The sequence below is a fragment of the Streptomyces sp. NPDC037410 genome, from assembly GCF_055602235.1.
Window position 1 is genome coordinate 107,767 of the sequence record NZ_JBVJWR010000004.1, and the last position, 21,483, is coordinate 129,249.

21 protein-coding genes and 1 tRNA gene are annotated in these 21,483 nt (G+C 71.4%); 8 read left to right on the forward strand and 14 right to left on the reverse strand.

Going from position 1 to position 21,483, the window contains the following annotated elements:
* Window positions 1-135: 135 nt before the first annotated feature.
* The 5 genes from ACZ7HT_RS08060 to ACZ7HT_RS08080 all read right to left on the reverse strand — a co-directional run bounded on the left by ACZ7HT_RS08060 (window position 136) and on the right by ACZ7HT_RS08080 (window position 6,125).
* Window positions 136-1,602, reverse strand: coding sequence for a peptidoglycan D,D-transpeptidase FtsI family protein (locus ACZ7HT_RS08060; RefSeq protein WP_471161371.1), 1,467 nt, complete (start codon window positions 1,600-1,602; stop codon window positions 136-138).
* Window positions 1,599-3,041: an FtsW/RodA/SpoVE family cell cycle protein gene (locus ACZ7HT_RS08065; RefSeq protein ID WP_471161374.1), complete on the reverse strand. Its 1,443-nt coding sequence runs from the start codon at window positions 3,039-3,041 to the stop codon at window positions 1,599-1,601. The genes ACZ7HT_RS08060 and ACZ7HT_RS08065 overlap by 4 nt, the downstream gene beginning before the upstream one ends.
* Window positions 3,042-3,067: 26 nt before the next feature.
* Window positions 3,068-4,558 carry a Stp1/IreP family PP2C-type Ser/Thr phosphatase gene (locus ACZ7HT_RS08070; protein ID WP_471161377.1) on the reverse strand — a complete coding sequence of 497 codons (1,491 nt, stop codon included), beginning with the start codon at window positions 4,556-4,558 and terminating at the stop codon, window positions 3,068-3,070.
* Window positions 4,559-4,729: 171 nt separating this feature from the next.
* The gene (locus ACZ7HT_RS08075; protein WP_376583487.1) at window positions 4,730-5,248 is read right to left on the reverse strand and encodes an FHA domain-containing protein FhaB/FipA; all 519 of its coding nucleotides are present in this window, start codon (window positions 5,246-5,248) and stop codon (window positions 4,730-4,732) included.
* A gap of 10 nt (window positions 5,249-5,258) precedes the next feature.
* Window positions 5,259-6,125 carry an FhaA domain-containing protein gene (locus ACZ7HT_RS08080; protein ID WP_471161379.1) on the reverse strand — a complete coding sequence of 289 codons (867 nt, stop codon included), beginning with the start codon at window positions 6,123-6,125 and terminating at the stop codon, window positions 5,259-5,261.
* Between the two features lie 431 nt (window positions 6,126-6,556).
* Between ACZ7HT_RS08080 and ACZ7HT_RS08085 the strand changes: the two genes are divergently transcribed.
* Window positions 6,557-6,643: transfer RNA gene (locus ACZ7HT_RS08085), tRNA-Leu, on the forward strand.
* Between the two features lie 640 nt (window positions 6,644-7,283).
* On the opposite strand, the gene ACZ7HT_RS08090 is transcribed toward ACZ7HT_RS08085, so the two are convergent.
* Both ACZ7HT_RS08090 and ACZ7HT_RS08095 read right to left on the reverse strand, forming a co-directional pair.
* Window positions 7,284-8,363 (reverse strand): hypothetical protein, encoded by a 1,080-nt coding sequence (locus tag ACZ7HT_RS08090; RefSeq protein WP_471161382.1) that lies wholly within the window; start codon window positions 8,361-8,363, stop codon window positions 7,284-7,286.
* Window positions 8,357-8,755 (reverse strand): hypothetical protein, encoded by a 399-nt coding sequence (locus ACZ7HT_RS08095; protein WP_471161385.1) that lies wholly within the window; start codon window positions 8,753-8,755, stop codon window positions 8,357-8,359. The genes ACZ7HT_RS08090 and ACZ7HT_RS08095 overlap by 7 nt, the downstream gene beginning before the upstream one ends.
* Between ACZ7HT_RS08095 and ACZ7HT_RS08100 the strand changes: the two genes are divergently transcribed.
* The 3 genes from ACZ7HT_RS08100 to ACZ7HT_RS08110 all read left to right on the forward strand — a co-directional run bounded on the left by ACZ7HT_RS08100 (window position 8,754) and on the right by ACZ7HT_RS08110 (window position 11,524).
* Window positions 8,754-8,945 (forward strand): hypothetical protein, encoded by a 192-nt coding sequence (locus tag ACZ7HT_RS08100; RefSeq protein WP_471161388.1) that lies wholly within the window; start codon window positions 8,754-8,756, stop codon window positions 8,943-8,945. The genes ACZ7HT_RS08095 and ACZ7HT_RS08100 overlap by 2 nt on opposite strands.
* 104 nt (window positions 8,946-9,049) lie before the next feature.
* Complete coding sequence (locus tag ACZ7HT_RS08105; RefSeq protein ID WP_471162151.1) at window positions 9,050-10,828, forward strand: sensor histidine kinase; 1,779 nt, start codon at window positions 9,050-9,052, stop codon at window positions 10,826-10,828.
* A gap of 36 nt (window positions 10,829-10,864) precedes the next feature.
* The gene (locus tag ACZ7HT_RS08110) at window positions 10,865-11,524 is read left to right on the forward strand and encodes a response regulator transcription factor (RefSeq protein ID WP_471161391.1); all 660 of its coding nucleotides are present in this window, start codon (window positions 10,865-10,867) and stop codon (window positions 11,522-11,524) included.
* A gap of 223 nt (window positions 11,525-11,747) precedes the next feature.
* On the opposite strand, the gene ACZ7HT_RS08115 is transcribed toward ACZ7HT_RS08110, so the two are convergent.
* Window positions 11,748-12,215 carry a MarR family winged helix-turn-helix transcriptional regulator gene (locus ACZ7HT_RS08115; RefSeq protein ID WP_471161394.1) on the reverse strand — a complete coding sequence of 156 codons (468 nt, stop codon included), beginning with the start codon at window positions 12,213-12,215 and terminating at the stop codon, window positions 11,748-11,750.
* Between the two features lie 103 nt (window positions 12,216-12,318).
* Between ACZ7HT_RS08115 and ACZ7HT_RS08120 the strand changes: the two genes are divergently transcribed.
* The 4 genes from ACZ7HT_RS08120 (at window position 12,319) to ACZ7HT_RS08135 (ending at window position 16,562) form a co-directional block, all read left to right on the forward strand.
* On the forward strand, window positions 12,319-13,377 hold the full coding sequence (locus tag ACZ7HT_RS08120) for an ABC-2 transporter permease (RefSeq protein WP_471161397.1): 1,059 nt from the start codon (window positions 12,319-12,321) through the stop codon (window positions 13,375-13,377).
* 142 nt (window positions 13,378-13,519) lie between these two features.
* On the forward strand, window positions 13,520-14,980 hold the full coding sequence (locus ACZ7HT_RS08125; RefSeq protein ID WP_471161400.1) for a DUF2252 domain-containing protein: 1,461 nt from the start codon (window positions 13,520-13,522) through the stop codon (window positions 14,978-14,980).
* 367 nt (window positions 14,981-15,347) lie between these two features.
* A complete protein-coding gene (locus ACZ7HT_RS08130; RefSeq protein ID WP_471162154.1) occupies window positions 15,348-16,163 on the forward strand; it encodes a hypothetical protein in 816 nt (271 codons plus the stop codon).
* A 54-nt stretch (window positions 16,164-16,217) separates the two neighbouring features.
* Window positions 16,218-16,562: a rhodanese-like domain-containing protein gene (locus ACZ7HT_RS08135; protein ID WP_471161403.1), complete on the forward strand. Its 345-nt coding sequence runs from the start codon at window positions 16,218-16,220 to the stop codon at window positions 16,560-16,562.
* Window positions 16,563-16,576: 14 nt separating this feature from the next.
* Here ACZ7HT_RS08135 and ACZ7HT_RS08140 read toward each other — a convergent pair whose 3' ends face one another.
* The 6 genes from ACZ7HT_RS08140 to paaA all read right to left on the reverse strand — a co-directional run bounded on the left by ACZ7HT_RS08140 (window position 16,577) and on the right by paaA (window position 21,426).
* A complete protein-coding gene (locus ACZ7HT_RS08140) occupies window positions 16,577-17,710 on the reverse strand; it encodes an acyl-CoA dehydrogenase family protein (protein WP_471161406.1) in 1,134 nt (377 codons plus the stop codon).
* A gap of 110 nt (window positions 17,711-17,820) precedes the next feature.
* Window positions 17,821-18,909: a 2Fe-2S iron-sulfur cluster-binding protein gene (locus ACZ7HT_RS08145; RefSeq protein WP_471161408.1), complete on the reverse strand. Its 1,089-nt coding sequence runs from the start codon at window positions 18,907-18,909 to the stop codon at window positions 17,821-17,823.
* Window positions 18,910-19,407: a 1,2-phenylacetyl-CoA epoxidase subunit PaaD gene (gene paaD / locus ACZ7HT_RS08150; protein WP_471161410.1), complete on the reverse strand. Its 498-nt coding sequence runs from the start codon at window positions 19,405-19,407 to the stop codon at window positions 18,910-18,912.
* Window positions 19,401-20,129 (reverse strand): 1,2-phenylacetyl-CoA epoxidase subunit PaaC, encoded by a 729-nt coding sequence (gene paaC, locus ACZ7HT_RS08155; RefSeq protein ID WP_471161413.1) that lies wholly within the window; start codon window positions 20,127-20,129, stop codon window positions 19,401-19,403. The genes paaD and paaC overlap by 7 nt, the downstream gene beginning before the upstream one ends.
* A complete protein-coding gene (gene paaB / locus ACZ7HT_RS08160; RefSeq protein ID WP_116160023.1) occupies window positions 20,126-20,413 on the reverse strand; it encodes a 1,2-phenylacetyl-CoA epoxidase subunit PaaB in 288 nt (95 codons plus the stop codon). The genes paaC and paaB overlap by 4 nt, the downstream gene beginning before the upstream one ends.
* On the reverse strand, window positions 20,410-21,426 hold the full coding sequence (paaA, locus tag ACZ7HT_RS08165) for a 1,2-phenylacetyl-CoA epoxidase subunit PaaA (RefSeq protein ID WP_369145269.1): 1,017 nt from the start codon (window positions 21,424-21,426) through the stop codon (window positions 20,410-20,412). The genes paaB and paaA overlap by 4 nt, the downstream gene beginning before the upstream one ends.
* Window positions 21,427-21,483 lie beyond the last annotated feature (57 nt).

The following is a 21,483-nucleotide window of genomic DNA, read 5'->3' on the forward strand; positions in this document are numbered from 1 at the left end:
CTGTCCCGACCGCACCCATGGGTGGTCCGGCGGTGTGTGCTGTTCGCGCATACGCTACCGGCCCCGGGGAGGGGTTCCGCCCGGGGCCGGTAGCTGATACCTGACCGGTACCTGGCTCGTACGGGGTCCAGGGGGTCAGCCCCGGGTCTTGAGGACCGCCTTCATCACGGCCTTGGCGATCGGGGCGGCGAGACCGCCACCGCTGATGTCCTCGCGGTCGGTGCCTTCGGAGTCCTCGACGACGACGGCGACCGCGACCGGGGAGCCCTCGGAGGTCTTCGCGTACGAGATGAACCAGGCGTACGGACGCTTGGCGTTCTTCTCGCCGTGCTGGGCCGTACCCGTCTTGCCGCCGACCTTCACGCCGTCCATGTGCAGGTCGGCGTTGCCGCCGGTGCCCTTGGTGACGACGTTCTCCATCATCTGCTGGAGCTTCTGGGCGGTCTCCGGCGAGACCGGGCGGCTCATCTCCTCGGGGTCGGTCTGCTTGATGATGTCGAGGTTCGGGGCGCGCAGCTGGTCGATCATGTACGGCTTCATCAGCTTGCCGTCGTTGGCGATCGCCGCTGTGACCATCGCCATCTGCAGCGGGGTCGTCGCGGTGTTGAACTGGCCGATCGAGGAGAGCGCGTTGCCGCCGCGGTCGGAGTTCTTGTCGAAGACGGAGGCGGAGGAGCGGACCGGGGTGAACTGCTCGGCGTTGAAGCCGAACTTCTCGGCCATCTCGACCATCTTGTCGCGGCCGACGTCGTCGCCGAGCTTCGCGAAGACCGAGTTGCAGGAGACCCGCAGCGCCTCGTTCAGGCTTGCGTTGGCACAGCCGCCGGAGTGGTTCTTCATCGGCTTGGTGGAGAGCGGGATCTTCCAGCCCTCGGGGGTGTCGGTCGCCGCGTTGATGTCGGTGACCTTGCCGTTCTCGAGCGCGGCGGCGGCGGTGACGACCTTGAAGACGGAGCCGGGGGGGTAGATCTCGCGGATGGCGCGGTTCTGCTTCGGCTTGTTCTTGTCGTTCTCCAGCGCGACCCAGGCCTTCTCGTCCTTGCCGGAGTAGCCGGCGAAGGACGAGGGGTCGTACGAGGGCGTGGACGCCAGTGCCAGGATCTTGCCGGTCTTCGGCTCGATGGCGACGACGGCGCCGGTCTTGCTGCCGAGCCCCTCGTAGGCGGCCTTCTGGGCGGCGCCGCTGAGGGTGGTGACGACGTCGCCGCCCTTCTTCTTCTCGCCGGTGAACATGGCGAGGGTGCGGTCGAAGAAGAGCCGGTCGTCGCTGCCGGTGAGGATGCCGTCCTCGATCTTCTCGATCTGGTTGGCGTCGTAGGCCTGCGAGGCGTACCCGGTGACCGGGGCCCACATGGGGCCGTCGACGTAGGTCCGCTTGTACTTGTAGAACTTGTCGCCCGAGTCGACGGAACCCGTGATGGGCTTGCCGTCCACGATGATGTTGCCGCGCTCGTTCGAGTACCGGGCGATCTGGACGCGCCGGTTCTTGGGGTTCGTGTTCAACTCCTCGGCGCGGACGGCCTGGAGCCAGTTGTCCCGCAGGAGCAGGGCGAGGATGAGCAGGCCGCAGAAGATCGCGACCCGGCGCAGCGGCTTGTTCACGGACGGACCACCTGGGTCATCTCGGCATCGGGGTTCGGGGCGGGGGCGGGCGCGGGGCGGCGCGCGGTGTCGCTGATCCGGATCAGGATGCCGATCAGGGCCCAGTTGGCGATGACGGAGGATCCGCCGTACGCGAGGAACGGCATCGTCATACCGGTGAGCGGGATGAGGCCCATCACACCGCCGGCGACGACGAAGACCTGCAGCGCGAACGCGCCGGACAGGCCCATCGCCAGCAGCTTGCCGAAGGGGTCGCGGGCCGCGAGGGCGGTGCGGACACCGCGCTCGATGATCAGGCCGTAGAAGAGCAGGAAGACCATCACGCCGGTCAGACCGAGCTCCTCGCCGACCGTGGCGAAGATGAAGTCGGAGTTCGCGGCGAACTGGACCAGGTCCGAATTGCCCTGGCCGAGACCGGTGCCGAGGATGCCGCCGGAACCGAAGGACATCAGCACCTGCGTCATCTGGTCGCAGGCGTACGCCATGTTGGAGCCGGCGGGCGCCGTCTTCAGGCACTCGAAGGGGTCGAGCCAGGCCTGGACACGCGACTGCACGTGACTCGCCGTCGAGCCGACGACCACGGCACCCGCGGAGGACATCAGCAGACCCATGACGACCCAGCTGGTCCGCTCCGTCGCCACGTACAGCATGATCACGAACATGCCGAAGAACAGGAGCGACGTACCGAGGTCGTTCTCGAAGACCAGGATGAGGAGGCTGATCGCCCAGATCGTCAGGATCGGGCCCAGGTCACGGCCACGCGGCAGGTAGAGCCCCATGAAACGGCGGCTGGCCAGGGCCAGCGCGTCCCGCTTCACCATCAGGTAGCCGGAGAAGAAGATCGCCAGGACGAGCTTGGCGAACTCACCGGGCTGGATCGAGAAGCCTCCGACGCGGATCCAGATCTTGGCGCCGAAGACGTCCGCGCCGAGGCCCGGGACGAGCGGCAGCAGCAGCAGGACGAGGGCCGCGACCATGGAGATGTACGTGTAGCGCTGGAGGACGCGGTGGTCCTTGAGCAGCAGCAGCACGCCCACGAACATGGCGACGCCGATCGCCGAGTACATCATCTGGTTCGGCGCGGACTCGCTGAACGCGCCGTACGTGCGCTTCGCCAGCGAGATCAGCCTCGGCGACTGGTCAAGACGCCAGATCAGCACCAGACCCATGCCGTTCAGCAAGGTGGCCAACGGCAGCAGCAGCGGGTCCGCGTACGGGGCCCACTTGCGGACCACGAGGTGTGCGACGCCCGCGAGCAGGGCCAGGCCGAGGCCGTACCCGGCCATTCCGGCCGGGACCTTGCCGTCGATGGCCAGGCCCACGTTGAGGTACGCGAACACCGGGATGACGACGGCGAACGCGAGCAGCGCCAGCTCGGTGTTGCGGCGGCTCGGCGCCTCGATCGCGCCGATGGTGGTCGTGTTGGTGACAACGCTCATGGTGGTGAAAGGCCCCCTACGGGTGCTTACTGCTTGCCGCAGTTCGAGGCCAGCTTCTGTTCCTCCGCGGTGAGGGTGGGACCCGGGGACGGAGCGGCTGTGGTGGGCTTGGAGTCAGGGGCGGCGGTGCCGGGCTTCTGCGTGGCCGGCGGCTTGCTCGCCTGGTCGGCGGCCTTCTCGGCCGCGGCGTGCCGCTGCTCGGCCTTCTTGCACGCCGAGGCCTGCACGGCCAGCTCCGAGATCTTCGTCTCGGCCTTGCCGAGGCTGCCGCCCGCGATCGTGTCCTCGACCTGCTTCCGCTGGTAGGCGGGGAGGTACTTGAGTTCGATCTCGGGGTGGTCCTTCTCGACCTTCGAGAGCGACACCCACGCCAGGTCCTGGCTGATGCCCTGGTACAGCGCCACGTGCTGGTCCTTGGCGCCCACGTAGTACTGCGTCTGCGTCCAGCGCCAGCCCCCGTAGAGGCCGCCGCCGGCGATCCCGAGGACGAGGACGAGGAAGAAGGAGCGCTTCAGCCACTTGCGGCCGGTGCGCGGCTTGACGAAGTCCTCGTCCGTGTACGAGTCGAAGGAGCCCTGCGGGGGCATGCCGCCGTACCCGTGGTCGTCGCCGCTGCCGGGCGGGCCGAAGCCTCCCGCGGGCGGCTGCTGGTGCGGCGCGGGGCGGCCGAGGCCCGAGGCGCGGCCGGCCGGGGTCTGCATCGCCCCGCCGTCGTTCAGCTGGGCCTGGTTCTCGGCGACGGCGCCCACGATGACCGGGGTGTCGCTGAGGTGACCGGCGAGGGTGTCGCCGCCGTCGACGTCGAGGACGTCGGCGACGATCACCGTGATGTTGTCGGGGCCGCCGCCGCGCAGCGCGAGCTGGATCAGCTCCTGCACGGTCTCCTGCGGGCCCTGGTAGCTGGCGAGGGTGTCCTCGAGGGTCTGGTGCGAGACCACGCCGGACAGGCCGTCGGAGCAGATCAGGTACCGGTCGCCGGCCCGGACCTCGCGGATGGAGAGGTCGGGTTCGACGTGGTCGCCGCTGCCCAGCGCGCGCATGAGGAGCGAGCGCTGCGGGTGGGTGGTGGCCTCTTCCTCGGTGATCCGGCCCTCGTCGACGAGGCGCTGGACCCAGGTGTGGTCCTGGGTGATCTGGGTGAGGAAGCCGTCGCGGAGCAGGTAGGCGCGGGAGTCCCCGACGTGCACGAGCCCGAGCCGCTGGCCGGTCCACAGCAGGGCCGTGAGCGTGGTGCCCATGCCCTCCAGCTGCGGGTCCTCCTCGACCATCATCCGCAGCTGGTCGTTGGCGCGCTGCACCGCCGTACCGAGCGAGGTGAGGATGTCCGAGCCGGGGACGTCGTCGTCGAGCGTGACGAGCGTGGAGATCACCTCGGAGGAGGCGACCTCGCCGGCGGCCTGGCCGCCCATGCCGTCGGCGATGGCGAGCAGCCGGGGCCCGGCGTAACCCGAGTCCTCGTTGCCCTCGCGGATCATGCCCTTGTGCGAGCCCGCGGCGAATCGAAGGGAGAGAGTCATGCCCACCTGCCCTGTCGACGCTGCATCGGGGTACAGCCGGTCTCGACCCACACTGCCCACCCTCCGGTCGCTCCGGTCACGCCGGTCGATCCATTCGCTCCGGTCGGGAGCGCGGCACGTCCTGTGGCGGGGACCGTCCCGGCTCGCTCGCTCCGCTCGCTCATTTTCGTACTACTTCCGCAGCTCGATGACGGTCTTGCCGATGCGGATCGGCGCGCCCAGCGGAATCGGTGTGGCGGTGGTGAGGCGGGACCGGTCGAGGTACGTGCCGTTCGTGGACCCGAGATCCTCGACGATCCACTGGCCGTCCCGGTCCGGGTAGATCCGGGCGTGGCGGCTGGAGGCGTAGTCGTCGTCGAGCACGATCGTCGAGTCGTGCGCCCGGCCCAGCGTGATCGTCTGGCCCTGGAGGGCGACGGTCGTGCCGGTGAGGGTGCCCTCGGAGACGACCAGCTTGGTCGGGGCGCCACGGCGCTGGCGACCGCCCGCGCTCTGCTGGCCGCGCTGCTGCGGAGGCGCGGCGGCCTGCCGCGCGTTCTGCTGGGGTCGCGCCTCCTGGCGCCGCGAACCGCGCTGGGTGACCCGCGTACCGAACAGGTCGCTTCGGATGACCTGGACGGCCACGATGACGAACAGCCACAGAACGGCCAGGAAACCCAACCGCATGACCGTCAGGGTCAGCTCTGACATTGCCCCCGCTTCACCCTTCGGCTTGCCGGTAAACGATGGTGGTGCTGCCCACGACGATCCGCGAGCCGTCGCGGAGCGTAGCGCGGGTGGTGTGCTGCCCGTCCACCACGATGCCGTTGGTGGATCCCAGATCCTGGATCGTCGAGGGCGTTCCGGTCCGGATCTCGCAGTGCCGGCGGGAGACGCCGGGATCGTCGATCCTCACGTCCGCGTCGGTGCTGCGGCCGAGGACCAGGGTCGGGCGGGAGATCTGGTGGCGGGTGCCGTTGATCTCGATCCAGCGGCGCACCGCGGAGCCCGCTCCGGCGTGGGTGCCGGGGCCGGGCATGGTTCCGGGGCCGCCCGCCGGGCGTCCGGCGGGAGCCGTCGGCCGGTGGCCGGGCGCGCCGGGAGGCGGAGCGGCGGGCATGGGCGGGGCGCCGGCCGGGGGGTACCCGTAACCGCCGCGACCCTGGCCCGGGCCCTGCTGCTGGTGGGGCTGCTGCGGCTGCGGCTGTGACGTACTCGACGCCAGAGTGCGGCTGCGGACGCGGTACAGGCCGGTGTCGAGATCCTCGGCCTTCTCCAGGTGGACCTTGATCGGGCCCATGAAGGTGTACCGCTGCTGCTTCGCGTAGTCCCTGACCAGGCCGGCGAGCTCGTCGCCGAGCTGGCCCGAGTAGGGGCTGAGACGCTCGTAGTCCGGCGTGCTCAGCTCCACGATGAAGTCGTTGGGGACGACCGTCCGCTCACGGTTCCAGATCGTCGCGTTGTTGTCGCACTCGCGCTGGAGCGCGCCGGCGATCTCGACGGGCTGGACCTCGGACTTGAAGACCTTGGCGAAGGTGCCGTTGACCAGACCTTCGAGCCGCTGCTCGAAACGCTTCAGGACTCCCATGGGGCACCTCCTCCGTCGTTGTCGCCCTGGTACTGCTTACTGATCGTATCCACGCGTCGGGAAATCGGCTGGTTCCCCTTCTCTGCCCTGTGGACGAGTGTCACCTCTCACAGGCTTCCCCCATGGATCGTAGAGGCGGCCTGTGGACAGTGTCCCGCACCCGGCTGTCGAACCGGGGAGCGGTCCGGGGTCTGTGCGGGACGGCGGTGCGGTCCATCCCCTTCGTCCCCCTCCTCCACTCTTCTCCCCCCTCGTTCCTCCGGTGCCTCTCGCTCCCTCCTCCCCCGCTTCCCCTCCCTCCACCCCCTCACCTTGGACTGCGCGAGCGGGGCCGAAACAACGGATGTGAATCCACGGTCTCCGACGTGCTAATCTTCAGATGTCGCCAGGCGCTCCCACCGAAAGGTGAGAGAGTCCGGAGCACACCCAATGCGCGGGTGGCGGAATAGGCAGACGCGCTGGATTCAGGTTCCAGTGCCCGCAAGGGCGTGGGGGTTCAACTCCCCCCTCGCGCACCAGTCGAGAAGGTCGGCATCGTTCACACGATGCCGACCTTCTCGCTTTTCCCGATGGTCCTGCGCGCCGTACGGACCGCCGAGTGTGACGTACGACGCTTCCGGCCCCCGAGGGCCGCGGGCCGGGCTCGTGGCCCTCGGGGCCCGTCCGGAGACGCGGCGGCCGCCAGACGGCCTCGCCCGGTTCCACGTACATTCCGACATGCCGGCGGAACGGCAGCCGGGCGACTCGGCGGCGGCGTCCAGGCGCGAGGCGCCGCGGAGGCGGCGCGTGACGGGCGAGGTGATGCGCAGCTCGGTCGAGGTGGACGGGGCCGAAGTCGTAGTCCAGCGCACCTCGCGGATTCCCGTATTCGAATACCGGTAGATTCCTGAACTCGTCACCTATGCAAGGCTGTTCACTTCCATCGGAAGTGTTGTCGCCCGCAGGGGCCGCCGGGCGGCCGGGCCGTCGGGTTGCCGGGTCGACGGGTCGCTCTCGACGAGAGACGAGGTCGGCCCTTCGGCGGGGGTTTTCGCGCGGTGTCCTGAGTGGCCGCGACGGCGGGGACTGGGTGCCGGGTCTTCTTTGCCTGGAATGCGCGAATGTGCGGTGCCGCCCGGGGCTGCACCGCACATTCGGAAGGTTCTGGGTCGGACCTGTCTAGCGGCCCAGCGTCGCGTCGACCTGTGCCATGACGCGCTGGGTGTAGCCCTTCGCCTCGGAGGCCACCTTCGGGTTCTCCTTCAGGAGGCGCTGCTGCCAATCCGATTCGACCTTGTGCATCGTTTCCGAGACCCCGAAGGAATTCCGGCACGTGACGTCCGCCTTGGCCGTCTCGATGGCCTCGGCCGACTTTCCGGCGCTGGCGGCCCAGCGCGGATCGTCGTTCGCCGCCCAGGGATCCTTGTAATCGAATCCCTTGGACTTCATGCAGGTCGACCACTTCGAGAATGCCGTGAGGGTCCGCGGGTCCGTGAGCATGTTGTCCCAGGCCTGGCGCTCCAGCTTGGTGATGGCGTCCTCGGAGGTGTCCAGGGCGTCGGGCGTACGGGTGCGCCCGACGAGCGCCTGGTCGGTCTCTCCGGCGCAGCCCGCCGCGGGAACCGCCTTGCCCTTCAGGGTGGGGGCCGCCGCCGCGCGCGGCGCGTTGCCGGACCGGCCGCCGGGGCCGTACAGGGCCAGCTCGGTCTCGGGGGTCAGCTCCTGGTCGACGACGAGGGCGCGGGCGGTCCGCATCCCGGCCTGCGCGTCGGCGGGCCAGCCGTAGCCGTAGGCCGACACCTTCGCGAGGTCGTGGTCGCCGTACCGGACGTCCATGCCGTTCTTCGGCCCGCCGTGGGCGGCGGGGGCCGCCTCCGCGAAGGACTGCGGCGTGGCGAACGGGGCCGCGACGCCGAACCGGTCGAGACAGGCCGCCGCCTTCCTGGCCTTCGCCGCGGTCAGCAGCGCGCGGTTCACCTCGTTGCCGTTCACCTGGTACGCGCGGATCGGCAGCGTCCACGTGGACGGGTCGCCGTCCTGCGGGGCGACGGCCGGCGTGCTCCACCGTTCCGCCGCCGGGACCGAGGCCACGTTCGCCTGCGCCGCGGTCGGTACGGCGTCGGTGTCGTCGAAGGAGTCGATCGTGGCGACCGTGGCGCCGCTCAGGGCCACCACGGCGAGCGCGGCGACGGTCGGCTTGAACGCCCGCTTCCGGCGCGCGGAAGACGACCGCTCGGTGAAGTCCTTGTCGTTCAGCATCCCGAGCCCATCCATTCGAACGAAGCGTTCTCGTTGTAGGTGTTCACCAGGTTCTTGTAGTTGTCCGCGGGGATGTCGTCGTAGATGCCCTTGAAGTAGCTGTTGAAGTGGACACGGGCGATGCAGGCCCGCCCGTAGTCCTTGTGGTTGTGGGCCGATGCGGCGTTGTTCTTCACACCCTGATTGCTGCCGGCGCCACGGTTCGGACAGAAGAGGAACTTCAAGTAGCCGGGGGTGCCGTCATCCGCTCCGAAGTTCTCCTCGCTGTATCCGAACTTCGTCCACGAGCCGTTGAAGTTGGAGTTGTAGAACAGCTGGAACTTGAAGGTGTACGCGTCGGCGCAGTCGTTGGGGGAGACGTTCCAGTCGTTCGCCTGGGCGGGACTCGACATGAGTGCCGACGCGCAGGCGATCCCTATGACCGCGGCAACCGATCGCTTTTTCAAACTGAGCAAGATTCCCCCCATTGACGGTGAATCGCCCCCTCTTCGTGTCGAGTGGGCGCAGGCACGAGCATCAATCTTTGATTCCCTATGCATCGATCACCAGAAAGAAATCAGTCAACCCACCGGTGCGCGGTGACCGGAAAACGATCATGAGTGGGTGCGACTTTGGTCGTCGGCGGTCGCGACGAAAGAGAGGCGATCGGGCGGGGGTCCGCTGCCTAGGGTGCGAGCGTGGACGAGATGGCGAAGTCGGGGAGTCGGGGCGCGGGTCTGATCGGGGCCCGGGTCGCCGAGGGGTGGGCCTGGTTCCTGGTGCCGGGGCAGTGGTCGGGGCGCAGGACCACCGGGGAGGTGGCGCTCGCCGTGGTCGTGGCGCTGCTCGCCGCCGGGACCGAGGACATCCTGGGCGGCGAGGGATGGCGCCTGGCCGCGGTCGCCGCCGGTGCCGCCGCGCTGTCGCTGGTGCGGCGAAGACTCCCGGCGAGCACGCTCGTCCTCGCCGCCGGGCTCACGCCCTTCGTGCCCGGTCTCGGGCCGCTGCTGCTGCTCGTCGGCTGGTCGTCCGGACGGTACATCGTGGGCGCGGGGCACGCCTTGGCCGCGTACATCGCCGCCTTCGTCCTGAACGTCGGGGGCACGCTCCTGGTGTCCTGGGACCGGCAGCGGCTGCTCACCGTCGCCTTCATGGCGACCCTCTACTACCTGAGCACCACGCTGGCCCCCGGGCTCGCCCACCGCTACTGGACCCAGCGGCGGACCCTGCTGCACGCGCTCCAGGAGCGCAACGCGCAACTGCTGCGCGAGCGGAACATGGTGGTCTGGCAGGCCAGACTCCGCGAGCGGCAGCGGATCGCCCAGGACATGCACGACAGCCTCGGGCACCAGCTGGCGCTGATCGCCGTCCACACGGGGGCCCTCGAAGTGGACCGTGAACTGGGCGCGCGGCAGCGCGAGGTGGTCGCCGTCCTGCGGAACGCCTCGGTGACCGCCATGCAGGAACTGCGGGAGGTCGTCGGGATACTCCGGGACGGAGTCGCGGTGGAGGACGGCGCGCCGGCCGCGCCCGCGCCGACCGGGGACGAGACGGGGCGGGCCGCGCGCGGGACCGCCGGCATCGAGGGGCTCGTGGCGGCGGCCCGGGCGGCGGGCACCTCGGTCGGGCTGCGGCGGCTCGGGGAGGAGAGACCACTCGCACCGGCCGCCGACCACGCCGCGTACAGGATCGTGCAGGAGGCCCTGACCAACGCCTACAAGTACGCGCCGGGGGCGTCGATCGGCGTCGAACTGCGCTACGAGCCGGACACGTTCGTGGTGGAGATCCTCAACGCGCCGCCGTCGGGCGGTCCCCCGGAGGACGTGGTCAGCGGCGGCCAGGGGCTGACCGGACTCGCCGAGCGGGCCCGGCTGGTGGGCGGCATGTGCCATGCGGGCCCGGCCGACGACGGCGGGTTCCGGGTGGCCGGGATGCTGCCGTACGGGGCGGCGCCGGTCGCCGAGGCCGCGCCTTTGGTCGATGCGGCCGACGACTTCCGACAGCAGACCACGAAGCCGCTGGCGGGCGATGGTCGTCCGGTCGCGGTCGGACCGGCCGACTGGACGTTCACGGAGCGGGAGCTGGCCATGGCGGTGCGCGGGGGCAGGGGCAGGAGCACGGGCGGGGCGATCGCCATCGGCTGCGGGATCGCGTTCGCCGCGGTCGTCCTGCTGGTGGTGGCGGGGGGCTTCGCCCTCTACTTCCTCATGGGCTCGCTGAAGGACGGAATGATCGACCCCGTGCAGTACGAGGCGGTGAAGGTCGGGATGACCGAGAAGGAGGTCAGGGACCAGCTGCCCTCGGGCGACACCATAGCCACGGCAGGGCTTGAGGGCACCGGGCCCGCCCGGCCGGAGGGCGCGACCTGCCTGGTGCTGATGTCCTCGGACATGGGCGACACCGACGGCGAAGAGCCCGTTTTCCGGTTCTGCTTCAAGGACGGCAAGCTGATCGAGAAGAAGTCGTACACGGTCGAGCAGCGTTAGCGCTGCACGGCCCGTACCGGGCGCGGGGGAGAAGCAGTGGCAGGGCAGCCCATCAGGGTCGTGATCGCCGACGACGAGCCTCTGATCAGGGCCGGGATCCGGATGATCCTCATCTCCGACCCGGAGATCGAGGTCGTCGCGGAGGCCGGCAACGGGCGGGAGGCGGTCGAGGCCGCCCGGGCGCACGCCGCGGACGTGGTGCTCCTCGACATCCAGATGCCGGTGCTCGACGGCCTCTCCGCCCTGCCCGAGCTGCGCCGGGCCGCGCCCGCGGCCCGGGTGATCGTCCTGACGACCTTCGGGGAGCGGGAGAACGTGCTGCGGACCCTGGAGCACGGGGGTGCCGGGTTCCTGCTCAAGGACACGGCGCCCGCCGAGCTGATCCGGGCGGTGCGGGCGGCCGCGGCGGGCGACGCGTATCTGTCGCCGGCCGCGACCCGGCACGTCGTGGAGCGGCTGGCCATGGGCCGCGAGGTGGCGCGCGCCGAGGAGGCGCGGGCACGGGTGGCGGCGCTCAGCGAGAAGGAGCGGGACGTCCTGGCACTGCTCGGCGAAGGACTCTCCAACGCGGACGCCGGGAAGCGGCTGCACATGAGCGAGGGCACGGTGAAGACGTACGTGAGCCGGATCCTGGCCAAGCTGGCCTGCGAGAACCGGGTACAGGCGGCGCTGCTCGCCCGGGACGCGGGGCTGTAGGGCGGCCGCCCGGGGGCCGGCCGAGTCTCGGGGCCGTGGTACCAGCCGCTCGCGGGCGGGGTCAGGTCTGCGGGGTGTAGGGCCAGCCGCTCGCGGGCGGGGTCAGGTCTGCGGGGTGTAGGGCCAGTCGCTCGCGGGCGGGGTCAGGTCTCGGGGCGCAGGGCCTGCCGTCTGGGGTCCGGGGCAGGTCAGGGGTGTGGGGCCGGCGGCCTGCGGGCCGGGGTCAGGTCTCGGGGGTGTGGGGGTAGGGGCTCGTGGTCGCGGCGTTGTAGCGCAGCAGGTACGCGGCGAAGCGGGCGAGGTCCTCGGCCGACCAGTCCTCCAGGCGCTCCTCGAAGGCGGCCATGCGGCTCGTCTGGGCCGCGGCGAGGACCTTCGTGCCGGCCTCGGTGGGGTGCAGCACCTGCACCCGGTGGTCGTCGGGGGCGGGGCGGCGCTCGACGAAGCCGAGCTTCTCCAGGCCGGCGACTTGACGGCTCACCGTCGACTTGTCCAGGAGGTAGTGGGCCGCGAGGTCGGTGGCCCGGCAGCCGCGCTGCTCCTCGATGTGGGCGAGGAGCGTGTACGAGACGAGCGGGAGCTCGGGGTGGACCCGGGCCGCCGCGGCACGGGCACGGCGCGCGAAGGCCGTCAGCTCGCGCTGGATGACGTCCACCGACGCCTCGCGGGGTGGCTCTGCTCCGCCGGTCATGGTGGGCTCCCTGCTGTCGTTCGGGCGCGGGGTGCACCGCGTCCGCCTTCGGTTGTATAGTACAACGGTTCATTAGTTGTAAAAGCCAACCATGGAGGTCTCGGTGTCCGCAGGACCGAACACCAGCGGTGCGGTACGGCATGTCCTCGGGCACCTGCTCACCCCCCTGTTGATGTGCGTCGGCATGGCTCTCGCCTACCTCGGCGCCTTCCACGCGCCCGAACCCCACGACCTGCGCGTCGACATCATCGGCTCCGGCCCCACCACGCAGGTCCTCGCACAGACGCTCCACGACAAGGGCGCCGGCGCCCTCGACGTCCGTACCGTCGCCGACCGGGGCACCGCCGTCTCCGCACTGCGCGAACAGCGCAGCTTCGGCGCGTACGTCCCCGGCGAGAAGCCCGAACTGCTCGTCGCCTCGGCCTCCTCCGACACCAGCGCCATGGCCGTCGAGAAGGTGTTCACCAAGGTCGCCGCCGCGCAGGACGCGCCGCTCAAGGTCACCGACATCGCCCCCACCGCCTCCGGCGACCCCACCGGCCAGGGCGTCTTCTTCCTGCTCGTCGCCCTCAGCATCGGCGCCTACGCCTCGGTCGCCGTCATCGGCGGCGCCGGAGCCGTCCTGCCCCTGCGGCTCAGGGCCCTCCTCGCCGCCGGCATGTCGCTCGTCGTCAGCCTCATCGGCACCCTCTTCGCCGGGCCGGTCTTCCACCTCGTCGACCAGGGCCTCGGCGGCGTGTGGGCGATGTCCTGGCTGTACGCGGCGGGCATCCTCGCCGTCGGCGTCGGCCTGCACACCTTCCTGCGCCGCTGGACCACGCTCGGCGTGATGGTCCTCTTCGTCATGCTCAACTTCACGAGCTCCGGCGGCATCTACCGGCCCGAGCTCCAGCCCGGCTTCTTCGGCGCGCTGCACGCCTTCTGGAACGGCGCGGGCTTCGTCGAGGGCGTACGCGGCCACGTCTACTTCGACGGCCACGGGCTCGGCGGGAACGTCCTCGTCCTCGCCCTCTGGCTCCTCGCCGGCGTCGCGCTGCTCGCCCTCGCCGGACTCACGGAGGCGCGGCGGAGGAAGACGGGCGCCGACGCCGGCGCAGCTGCCCAGGTCAGGGCCGAGGCCCAGGACGTGGAGGAGGAGCTGGAGGAGGCCGTCGCGGTCTGACGACGGGGCCTGAGGGCGAGGCCCGGAGACAGTTGTCCACAGGCTCGGGGGTGGGTTGTCCACAGGGGGAGACGGTCGATCGGGAACGGCGGTACGGTCGGGGCCGGATGATGTTGGACATCGCATCGGGGGAGGGCGTCCCATGGACGAGATCCGGGCCGTCGTGCCAGGACAGCGGGGTACGGACGGAACGCAGGACGGGGCGCGCGTCCCGCACGTGGCGGGGTTCGCGCGCCGCATAGCGCCCGGCACCGGGGTCTCCCCCAGGGACCGCGGCAAGCAGCTCCGCGAGCGAGTGCCCCGCTCCTCGCACGACCGGCCGGCCCTCGCCGCCGACCGCCCCGACGCCGTGCGCGCCGTCGAGGAGTCGAACCGGGGCCGGGTCCCCGAGCTCGCGCCGATACGGGTCGGCAGGATGGCGGCGAGCCCCTTCGCGTTCCTGCGCGGCTCCGCCGGGCTGATGGCCGAGGACCTCGTCGGGACACCCGTCACCGGGATCGCCGCCCAGATATGCGGCGACGCGCACGCCGCCAACTTCGGCCTCTACGGCGACGCGCGCGGCCGGCTCGTCATGGACCTCAACGACTTCGACGAGACCGTCGTCGGCCCCTGGGAATGGGACCTCAAGCGGCTCGCCACCTCCCTCGTCCTCGCCGGGCGGGAAGTGGGGGCGAGCGAGGACCTGTGCCGGGCCGCCGCGTTCGACACCGTCGGCGCGTACCGGCGCACCATGCGCCTGCTCGCCCGGCTGCCCGCACTCGACGCCTGGAACGCCATCGCCGACGAGGAACTCGTCTCCCACACCGACGCCCGCGACCTCCTCGGCACCTTGGAGCGGGTCTCCGCCAAGGCCCGCAACAACACGAGTGCCCGGTTCGCGGCCCGGTCGACCGAAGCCGTGGCGGACGCCGAGGGAGGCGGCCGCAGGTTCGTGGACGCTCCCCCGGTGCTGCGCAGGGTCCCGGACGCCGAGGCGGCCGCGGTCGCCGACGCCCTCGGCGCGTACCTGGACACCGTGTCCGAGGACAGACTGCCGCTCCTCGCCCGGTACGCCGTCCACGACGTGGCCTTCCGGGTGGTCGGCACCGGGAGCGTCGGCACCCGCTCCTACGTGGTGCTGCTACTCGACCACCGGGGCGAGCCGCTGGTGCTCCAGGTGAAGGAGGCCCGGCCGTCGGCCCTGCTGCCGCATCTGCCGGCCGCCGGGTTCACCGTGCCGGACGCCGGCCACGAGGGGCGGCGCGTGGTGCTCGGACAGAAGCGCATGCAGGTCGTGAGCGACATCCTGCTGGGGTGGACCACGGTCGAGGGGCGCCCGTTCCAGGTGCGCCAGTTCCGCAACCGCAAGGGCAGCGTGGATCCCGCCGCCCTCACCGAGGACCAGCTCGACGACTACGGGCGGATGACGGGCGCCCTGCTCGCCCGCGCGCACGCCCACAGCGCCGACCCGCGCCTGATATCCGGCTACTGCGGCAAGAACGAGGAGCTCGACGAGGCCGTCGCCTCCTTCGCCGTCACCTACGCGGACCGCACCACCGCGGACCACGCCGACCTGCTCTCGGCGGTCCGCACGGGGCGCGTGGCGGCGGAACTGGGCGTCTGACGTCTGTCCGACGTCTGGCTGACGTCTGAAGGGGGAATCGGGGGGCGGGGAGGGAGGGGGAGGGAGGGGGGGGAGCCCCCCCCCGGAGGACCGTAGGCTGGACGGGACGAGGCGGAACGAGGACTTGGCGGGCGTGGACGTGAGCGTGGACCAGGGTGTGAACGAGGGACCCGGGGACGACCGGTCCGAGGCCGAGCAGCCCGTGGACGAGCGGTCCGGGTCTGGGGACCCGCAGGTCGGGGCCGAGCAGGGCACGGAGCCCCTGCCTGGGGACCAGTCGTCTGGGGACCCGCAGATCGCGGACCAGCAGCCCGGGGACCAGTCGTCTGGGGAACCGCAGGTCGGGGCCGAGCAGGGCCCGGACCCGCTGCCCGGGGACTCGCAGGTCGTCGGCGCGCAGTCCGAGGAGGAGCGGCCTGAGGCTCGGTTGGAGCGGGCTGTGCGGGTGGCTGAGCAGGCGTTGATCGAGTTCGAGATCGCCGTCGAGACCTTCCGGGTCGAGGTGGAGAACTTCTCGCGGCTGCACCACCAGAAGCTCGGGCCGATGTACGCGCGGCTCGACGAGCTCGACGCGCGGATCGCCGAGGCACGGGCCGCGCGTACCGGGGATCCCGAGGATCTGCGGCGGGCGCAGGAGGCGCGCGCGGCGGTGCTGCCGATGCCGGGTGTGGACGAGCTGTTCAACGACTGGATCGACACCGACGGCCTCTCCCCCGAGGCCGCCGCGATGCTCACCGACCGGCCCGTGCAGTCGCCGAAGCGGGTCCGGCCCGGTGAGGAGGCCCGCAGGCTCTACCGCGAGCTGGCCCGTAAGGCCCACCCCGACCTGGCGCGCGAGGAGGACGAGCGGAAGCGGCGCGAGGCGTTCATCACGCGCGTGAACGCCGCCTATGCCCGGGGCGACGAGGCGCTGCTGCGGGAGCTGTCCGCGGAGTGGGAGGCCGGACCGGTGCCGGCTGAGGAGCGGCTCAGCGAGAGCGAGGAGCTGTACGCGCGCCTGGAGTGGCTGGCCGAGCGCAAGGACATGCTGTCGGCGGTGGCGCGCGAGCTGGAGGAGAGCGCGATCGGCGCGATGCTGCGGATGGCGCCGGACGACCCGGACCAGCTGCTCGAGGAGATCGCCGAGCAGCTGCTCGCGCAGGTCTCCGAGCGGGAGAGCGAGCTGGCGGGTCTGGTGCAGTAGGTTTTCCGTGCGCCCGGTCCTTCGGGCGGCTGACGACGAGAGAAGGCTTGTCCCATGAATTTCTCCCCGCTGCCCTCGGTGGACGCGGCTTCCGTGCCGGCCGATGCCCTGGTGCTGGACGTCAGGGAGGACGACGAGTGGGCGGCCGGTCACGTCGAGGGCGCGCTGCACGTGCCGATGAGCGATTTCGTGGCCCGCTTCGGTGAGGTGACGGAGGCCGTGGCCGAGCGCGGTCGCGCCTATGTGATGTGCCGGGTGGGCGGCCGTTCGGCGCAGGTCACCCAGTACCTGGTGCAGCAGGGCTTCGACGCGGTGAACGTCGACGGCGGGATGCAGGCCTGGGACGGTGCCGGGCGCCCGATGGTGACGGACGGCGGAAGCCCGGCTTTCGTTCTCTGAGCAGTACCGGGGCCTCAGCCGAGGGGGTGGGCGGCCAGCAGGTCGCCTAGGGCCTCCTCGTGGGCCGCGGCGGGGCCGAGGGACAGTTCGAGGTGTTTGGCCCAGGCGTGGTAGCGGTGCAGCGGGTAGTCGGTGTCGGCGCCGAAGCCGCCGTGCAGGTGCTGCGCGGTCTGCACCACGCGACGTACCCCTTCGGAGGCCCAGATCTTCGCGACGGCGATGTCCCCCGCGGCGGGGAGCGGTCCGTCGGCTCCGCTGGAGAGGCGCCAGGCGGCCTGCCAGAGGGTGGCCTCCATGGCGCGCAGGTCGATGTAGCGGTCGGCGGCCTGGACGGCGACGGCCTGGAAGGTGGCCACGGGGTGGCCGAACTGTTCGCGTTTTCCGGTGTACTGGCTCGTCATGGCGAGGACGGTCTCGCCGAGGCCGAGGGCGAGCGCGCAGGTCCCGGTGGTGAGGAGGGCGCGCAGTCGCTCCCAGGCGCCGTCGGCGTCGATGACGTCCGCTTCGTCGAGGCGCACCTCGTCCAGGTGGAGTTCGGCGAGGAGTTCGCCGTTGGTGGAGTACTGGGCGGTCAGGCCGAGGCCGTCGTGGGCGCGGGGCAGCAGGGCGAGGACGGTGCCGCCCTCCGCCGTGTGCGCGGGTACGGCGATGAGGTCGGCGCTGTGGGCCCAGGGGACGGCGGTCTGGAGGCCGTCGAGGATCCAGCCGGTCTGGTCGCGGCGGGCGGTGACGGCGCGGTCGGCGGGTTCGTGGCCGGTGCGTCCGTGGGAGGCGGCGGTGAGGACGAGTTCGCCGCGGGCGATACGGGGGAGGAGTCCGGCGGCCGTACGGGGGTGGGCGTACCGCTCGACGGTCAGGGCGACGGCGCTGGTCTCCAGGAGCGGGACGCGGGCGAGGGCGCGGGCGGATTCGCGCAGGACGAGGCAGAGGGCGACGGGGTCGAGGCCGGCGCCGCCGTGCTCGGGGGCCAGGGTGAGGCCGAGGAGGTCGGCGGCGGCGAGGCGTGCCCAGAGGGGCCGGTCGAGGTCCTCGGCCACGGCGCCCGGGGTGAGGGCGGGGCTGGGGACCGCGTCGGGCGTGACGTCCTTGAAGACCGCCTTGGCCGCTTCGACGGCCGCCTGCTGCTCTTCGGTGAAGGTGAAGTCCACGATGCTGCCTTCCCGTTGCCAGGAGCGTGCTCTTCTGACGGATCGTCAAGATAGAACAGGTTCTAGGGGAAGGGAATGGCGGCGCCGCACCTCGTCGGCGCCACCACGTGTCAGCGGTCGAAGTCCAACTCCACGTCCGGGGTGGCCGGGTGGGACTGGCAGGCCAGGACGTATCCGGCGTCCGTCTCCTCCGGCTCCAGGGCGAAGTTGCGGTCCATCCGCACCTCTCCGCCGACGACGAAGGCACGGCAGGTGCCGCACACTCCGCCCTTGCAGGCGTACGGGGCGTCCGCGCGGGCGCGGAGCACGGTGTCGAGCAGCGTCTCGCCGCGCTCGACGGGCCAGGTGCCGGACCGGCCGTGCAGGGTGGCCGTCAGGGTGGCGTGCGCCGGGGCGTCGGCCGCGGGGGCCGGGGCGGGCGCGGAGCCGTCGTCGACGTGGAAGATCTCCTGGTGGATCCTGCCCCGGTCGACGCCCAGGCCGCGCAGGGCCTGCTCGGCGCCCTGGACGAGTCCGAAGGGGCCGCAGAGGAACCAGCCGTCGATCGTGTCGACCGGCAGCAGCGCGGGCAGCAGCCCGGCGAGCCGCTCGCGGTCGAGGCGGCCGGAGGGCAGACCCGCCTGCTGCTCCTCCCGGGAGAGGACCGTGACCAGCTGGAAGCGCTCGGGGTAGCGGTCCTTGAGGTCGGCGACCTCGTCGAGGAACATCGTGGACGCGGCGGTGCGGTCGCTGCGGATCAGGCAGAACCGGGCCTCCGGCTCGCGGGCGAGCAGGGTGGCCGCCATCGACAGGACCGGGGTGATGCCGCTGCCGCCGACGACGGCGGCGAAGTGGCCGGGCCGCGGGGTGAGCGAGAAGCGGCCCATCGGCTCCATGACCTCGACGAGGTCGCCGACGGCCAGCTCCTTGAGGGCGTACGTGGAGAACGAGCCGCCGTCGACGAGCCGGATGCCGACGCGCAGGACGGGGTCCTCGCCGACCGGGGCGGCGGGGGCGCAGATCGAGTAGGTGCGCCGGATCTCCTCGCCCTCCTCGCCGGTGCGGCGCAGGGCGAGGTGCTGGCCGGGGAGGTGCCGGTAGGACTCGTGGAGCTCGGGCGGGACCGTGAAGGTGACGGCCACGGAGTCGTCCGTGAGGCGGTCGACCTCGCTCACCCGGAGCTGATGGAACCCGGCCCGTGCGGCGGCTGAGGACTCCATCTACAACTCCTTGAAGTGGTCGAACGGTTCGCGGCAGGCGGTGCAGCGGCGCAGGGCCTTGCACGCGGTGGAGGAGAAGCGGCTCAGCAGCTCGGTGTCGGTGGATCCGCAGTGCGGGCAGCGGATCGCCAGGGTGAGCGGCACGGGGCCGCCGGCGGGTCCCTGGGGGCGCGGTGGGGCGATGCCGAACTCGGTGAGCTTGCGCCGCCCTTCCTCGCTGATGTCGTCGGTGGACCAGGCCGGGGCGAGGACGGTGACGACGGTGACGTCCGGCACGCCGTGCTCGTGGAGGGCCTGCTCGATGTCGGAGGCCATGGCCTCGATGGCGGGGCAGCCCGTGTAGGTGGGGGTGAGGGAGACCTCGACCCGGCCGGGGCCGAGGACGTGCACGCCCCGCATGACGCCGAGTTCCTCCAGGGTGAGGACGGGCAGCTCGGGATCGGGGACGGAGCCGGCGATGCGGCTCAGTTCCTCCTCCAGGGCCGTCATCGTCACCATGTCGCCCCCGGGTGGCTGCGGTGCAGGTGCTGCATCTCGGCGAGCATCCGTCCGAAGGACTCGGTGTGGAGGCCCTGGCGTCCCGCGCCGGCGCTCCACGCGCCGGTGCGCGGCCCGGAGGGCACGGTGAGGGTGGCCCGGCCGAGGACGGCGGTGACGGAGTCCAGCCAGGCGGTCTCCAGGGCCGGGAGGTCGAGGTCGAGGCCGTCGACGGGCTGGAACATCTCGCCGGTGTACCGCCAGAGGGCGTCGCAGGCCCGCTGCATCCGCTCGTGGCTCTCGGTGGTGCCGTCGCCGAGGCGCAGGGTCCAGTGCTCGGCGTGGTCCTGGTGGTAGGCGACCTCCTTGACGGCCTTGGCCGCGAGGCCGGCGAAGGGGCCGTCGCCGGAGGCCAGCTGCCCGTACAGGAGTCGCTGGTAGGTGGAGAAGTAGAGCTGGCGGGCGATGGTGTGGGCGAAGTCGCCGTTGGGCTGCTCGACGAGCTGGCTGTTGCGGAAGGCGCGCTCCTCGCGGAGGTAGGCCAGTTCGTCCTCGTCGCCGACGAGGGAGAGCAGGACCCGGGCCTGGCCGAGGAGGTCGAGGGCGATGTTGGCCAGGGCGACCTCCTCCTCCAGGACGGGGGCGGAGCCGGCCCACTCCCCCAGGCGGTGGGAGAGCACGAGGGCGTCGTCGCCGAGGGCGAGCGCCGCGGCGGCGGTGCGGGTGTCGGTGGTGCCGGTCACAGGTGCTTCACCCCCTCGGGGATCTCGTAGAAGGTCGGGTGGCGGTAGGGCTTGTCCGCGGCCGGCTCGAAGAAGGGGTCCTTCTCGTCGGGCGAGGAGGCGGTGATGGCGGTGGAGGGGACGACCCAGATCGACACCCCTTCGGACCTGCGGGTGTACAGGTCGCGGGCGTTGCGCAGGGCCATCTCCGCGTCGGGTGCGTGGAGACTGCCCGCGTGGGTGTGGGACAGTCCGCGGCGGGAGCGCACGAACACCTCCCACAGCGGCCAGCTGTCGCTCGTCATGCCTGTGCCTCCCCGTGCTTTCCGGTGTGCTTCTCCGCGTAGGCCGCCGCCGCTTCTCTGACCCAGGCGCCGTCCTCGTGGGCCTGGCGTCGCTTGCTCAGCCGCTGGTCGTTGCAGGGGCCGTTGCCCTTGAGGACGTCCCAGAACTCGGTCCAGTCGATCGGGCCGAAGTCGTAGTGCCCGCGCTCCTCGTTCCACCGGATGTCGGGGTCGGGGAGGGTGAGGCCGAGGGCCTCGGCCTGCGGGACGGCGATGTCGACGAAGCGCTGGCGCAGTTCGTCGTTGGAGTGGCGCTTGATCTTCCAGGCCATCGCCTGCGCGGTGTGGGTCGATTCGTCGTCCGGCGGGCCGAACATCATCAGGGACGGCCACCACCAGCGGTCCACCGCGTCCTGCGCCATGGCGTGCTGGGCCTCGGTGCCGTTCGACAGGGCGAGCAGGGCCTCGTACCCCTGGCGCTGGTGGAAGGACTCCTCCTTGCAGACCCGGACCATCGCGCGGGCGTACGGGCCGTAGGAGCAGCGGCAGAGGGGGACCTGGTTGGTGATGGCGGCGCCGTCCACGAGCCAGCCGATCGCGCCGACGTCGGCCCAGGTCAGCGTGGGGTAGTTGAAGATCGAGGAGTACTTCTGGCGGCCGGAGTGGAGCTTGTCGAGGAGCTCGTCGCGGCTGGTGCCGAGGGTCTCCGCCGCGCTGTACAGGTACAGGCCGTGGCCGGCCTCGTCCTGCACCTTGGCCATGAGGATCGCCTTGCGCCGCAGTGAGGGCGCGCGGGTGATCCAGTTCGCCTCGGGCTGCATGCCGATGATCTCGGAGTGGGCGTGCTGCGCGATCTGCCGGACGAGGGAGGCGCGGTAGGCCTCGGGCATCCAGTCGCGCGGCTCGATCCGCTCGTCGGCGGCGACGGCGGCGTCGAACACGGCCTCGTAGGCGGCCTGCTCGGCCGCCGCGGCCGTGTCCGACACGCCGGGCACGCCCGTGGTCCCTGCCGTCCCTGCCGTCACTGCGGTCATCAGACCCCCTACCGACCGATCGTTCGGTTGAATGACTTCAATGGTGGGTCGGCGGCC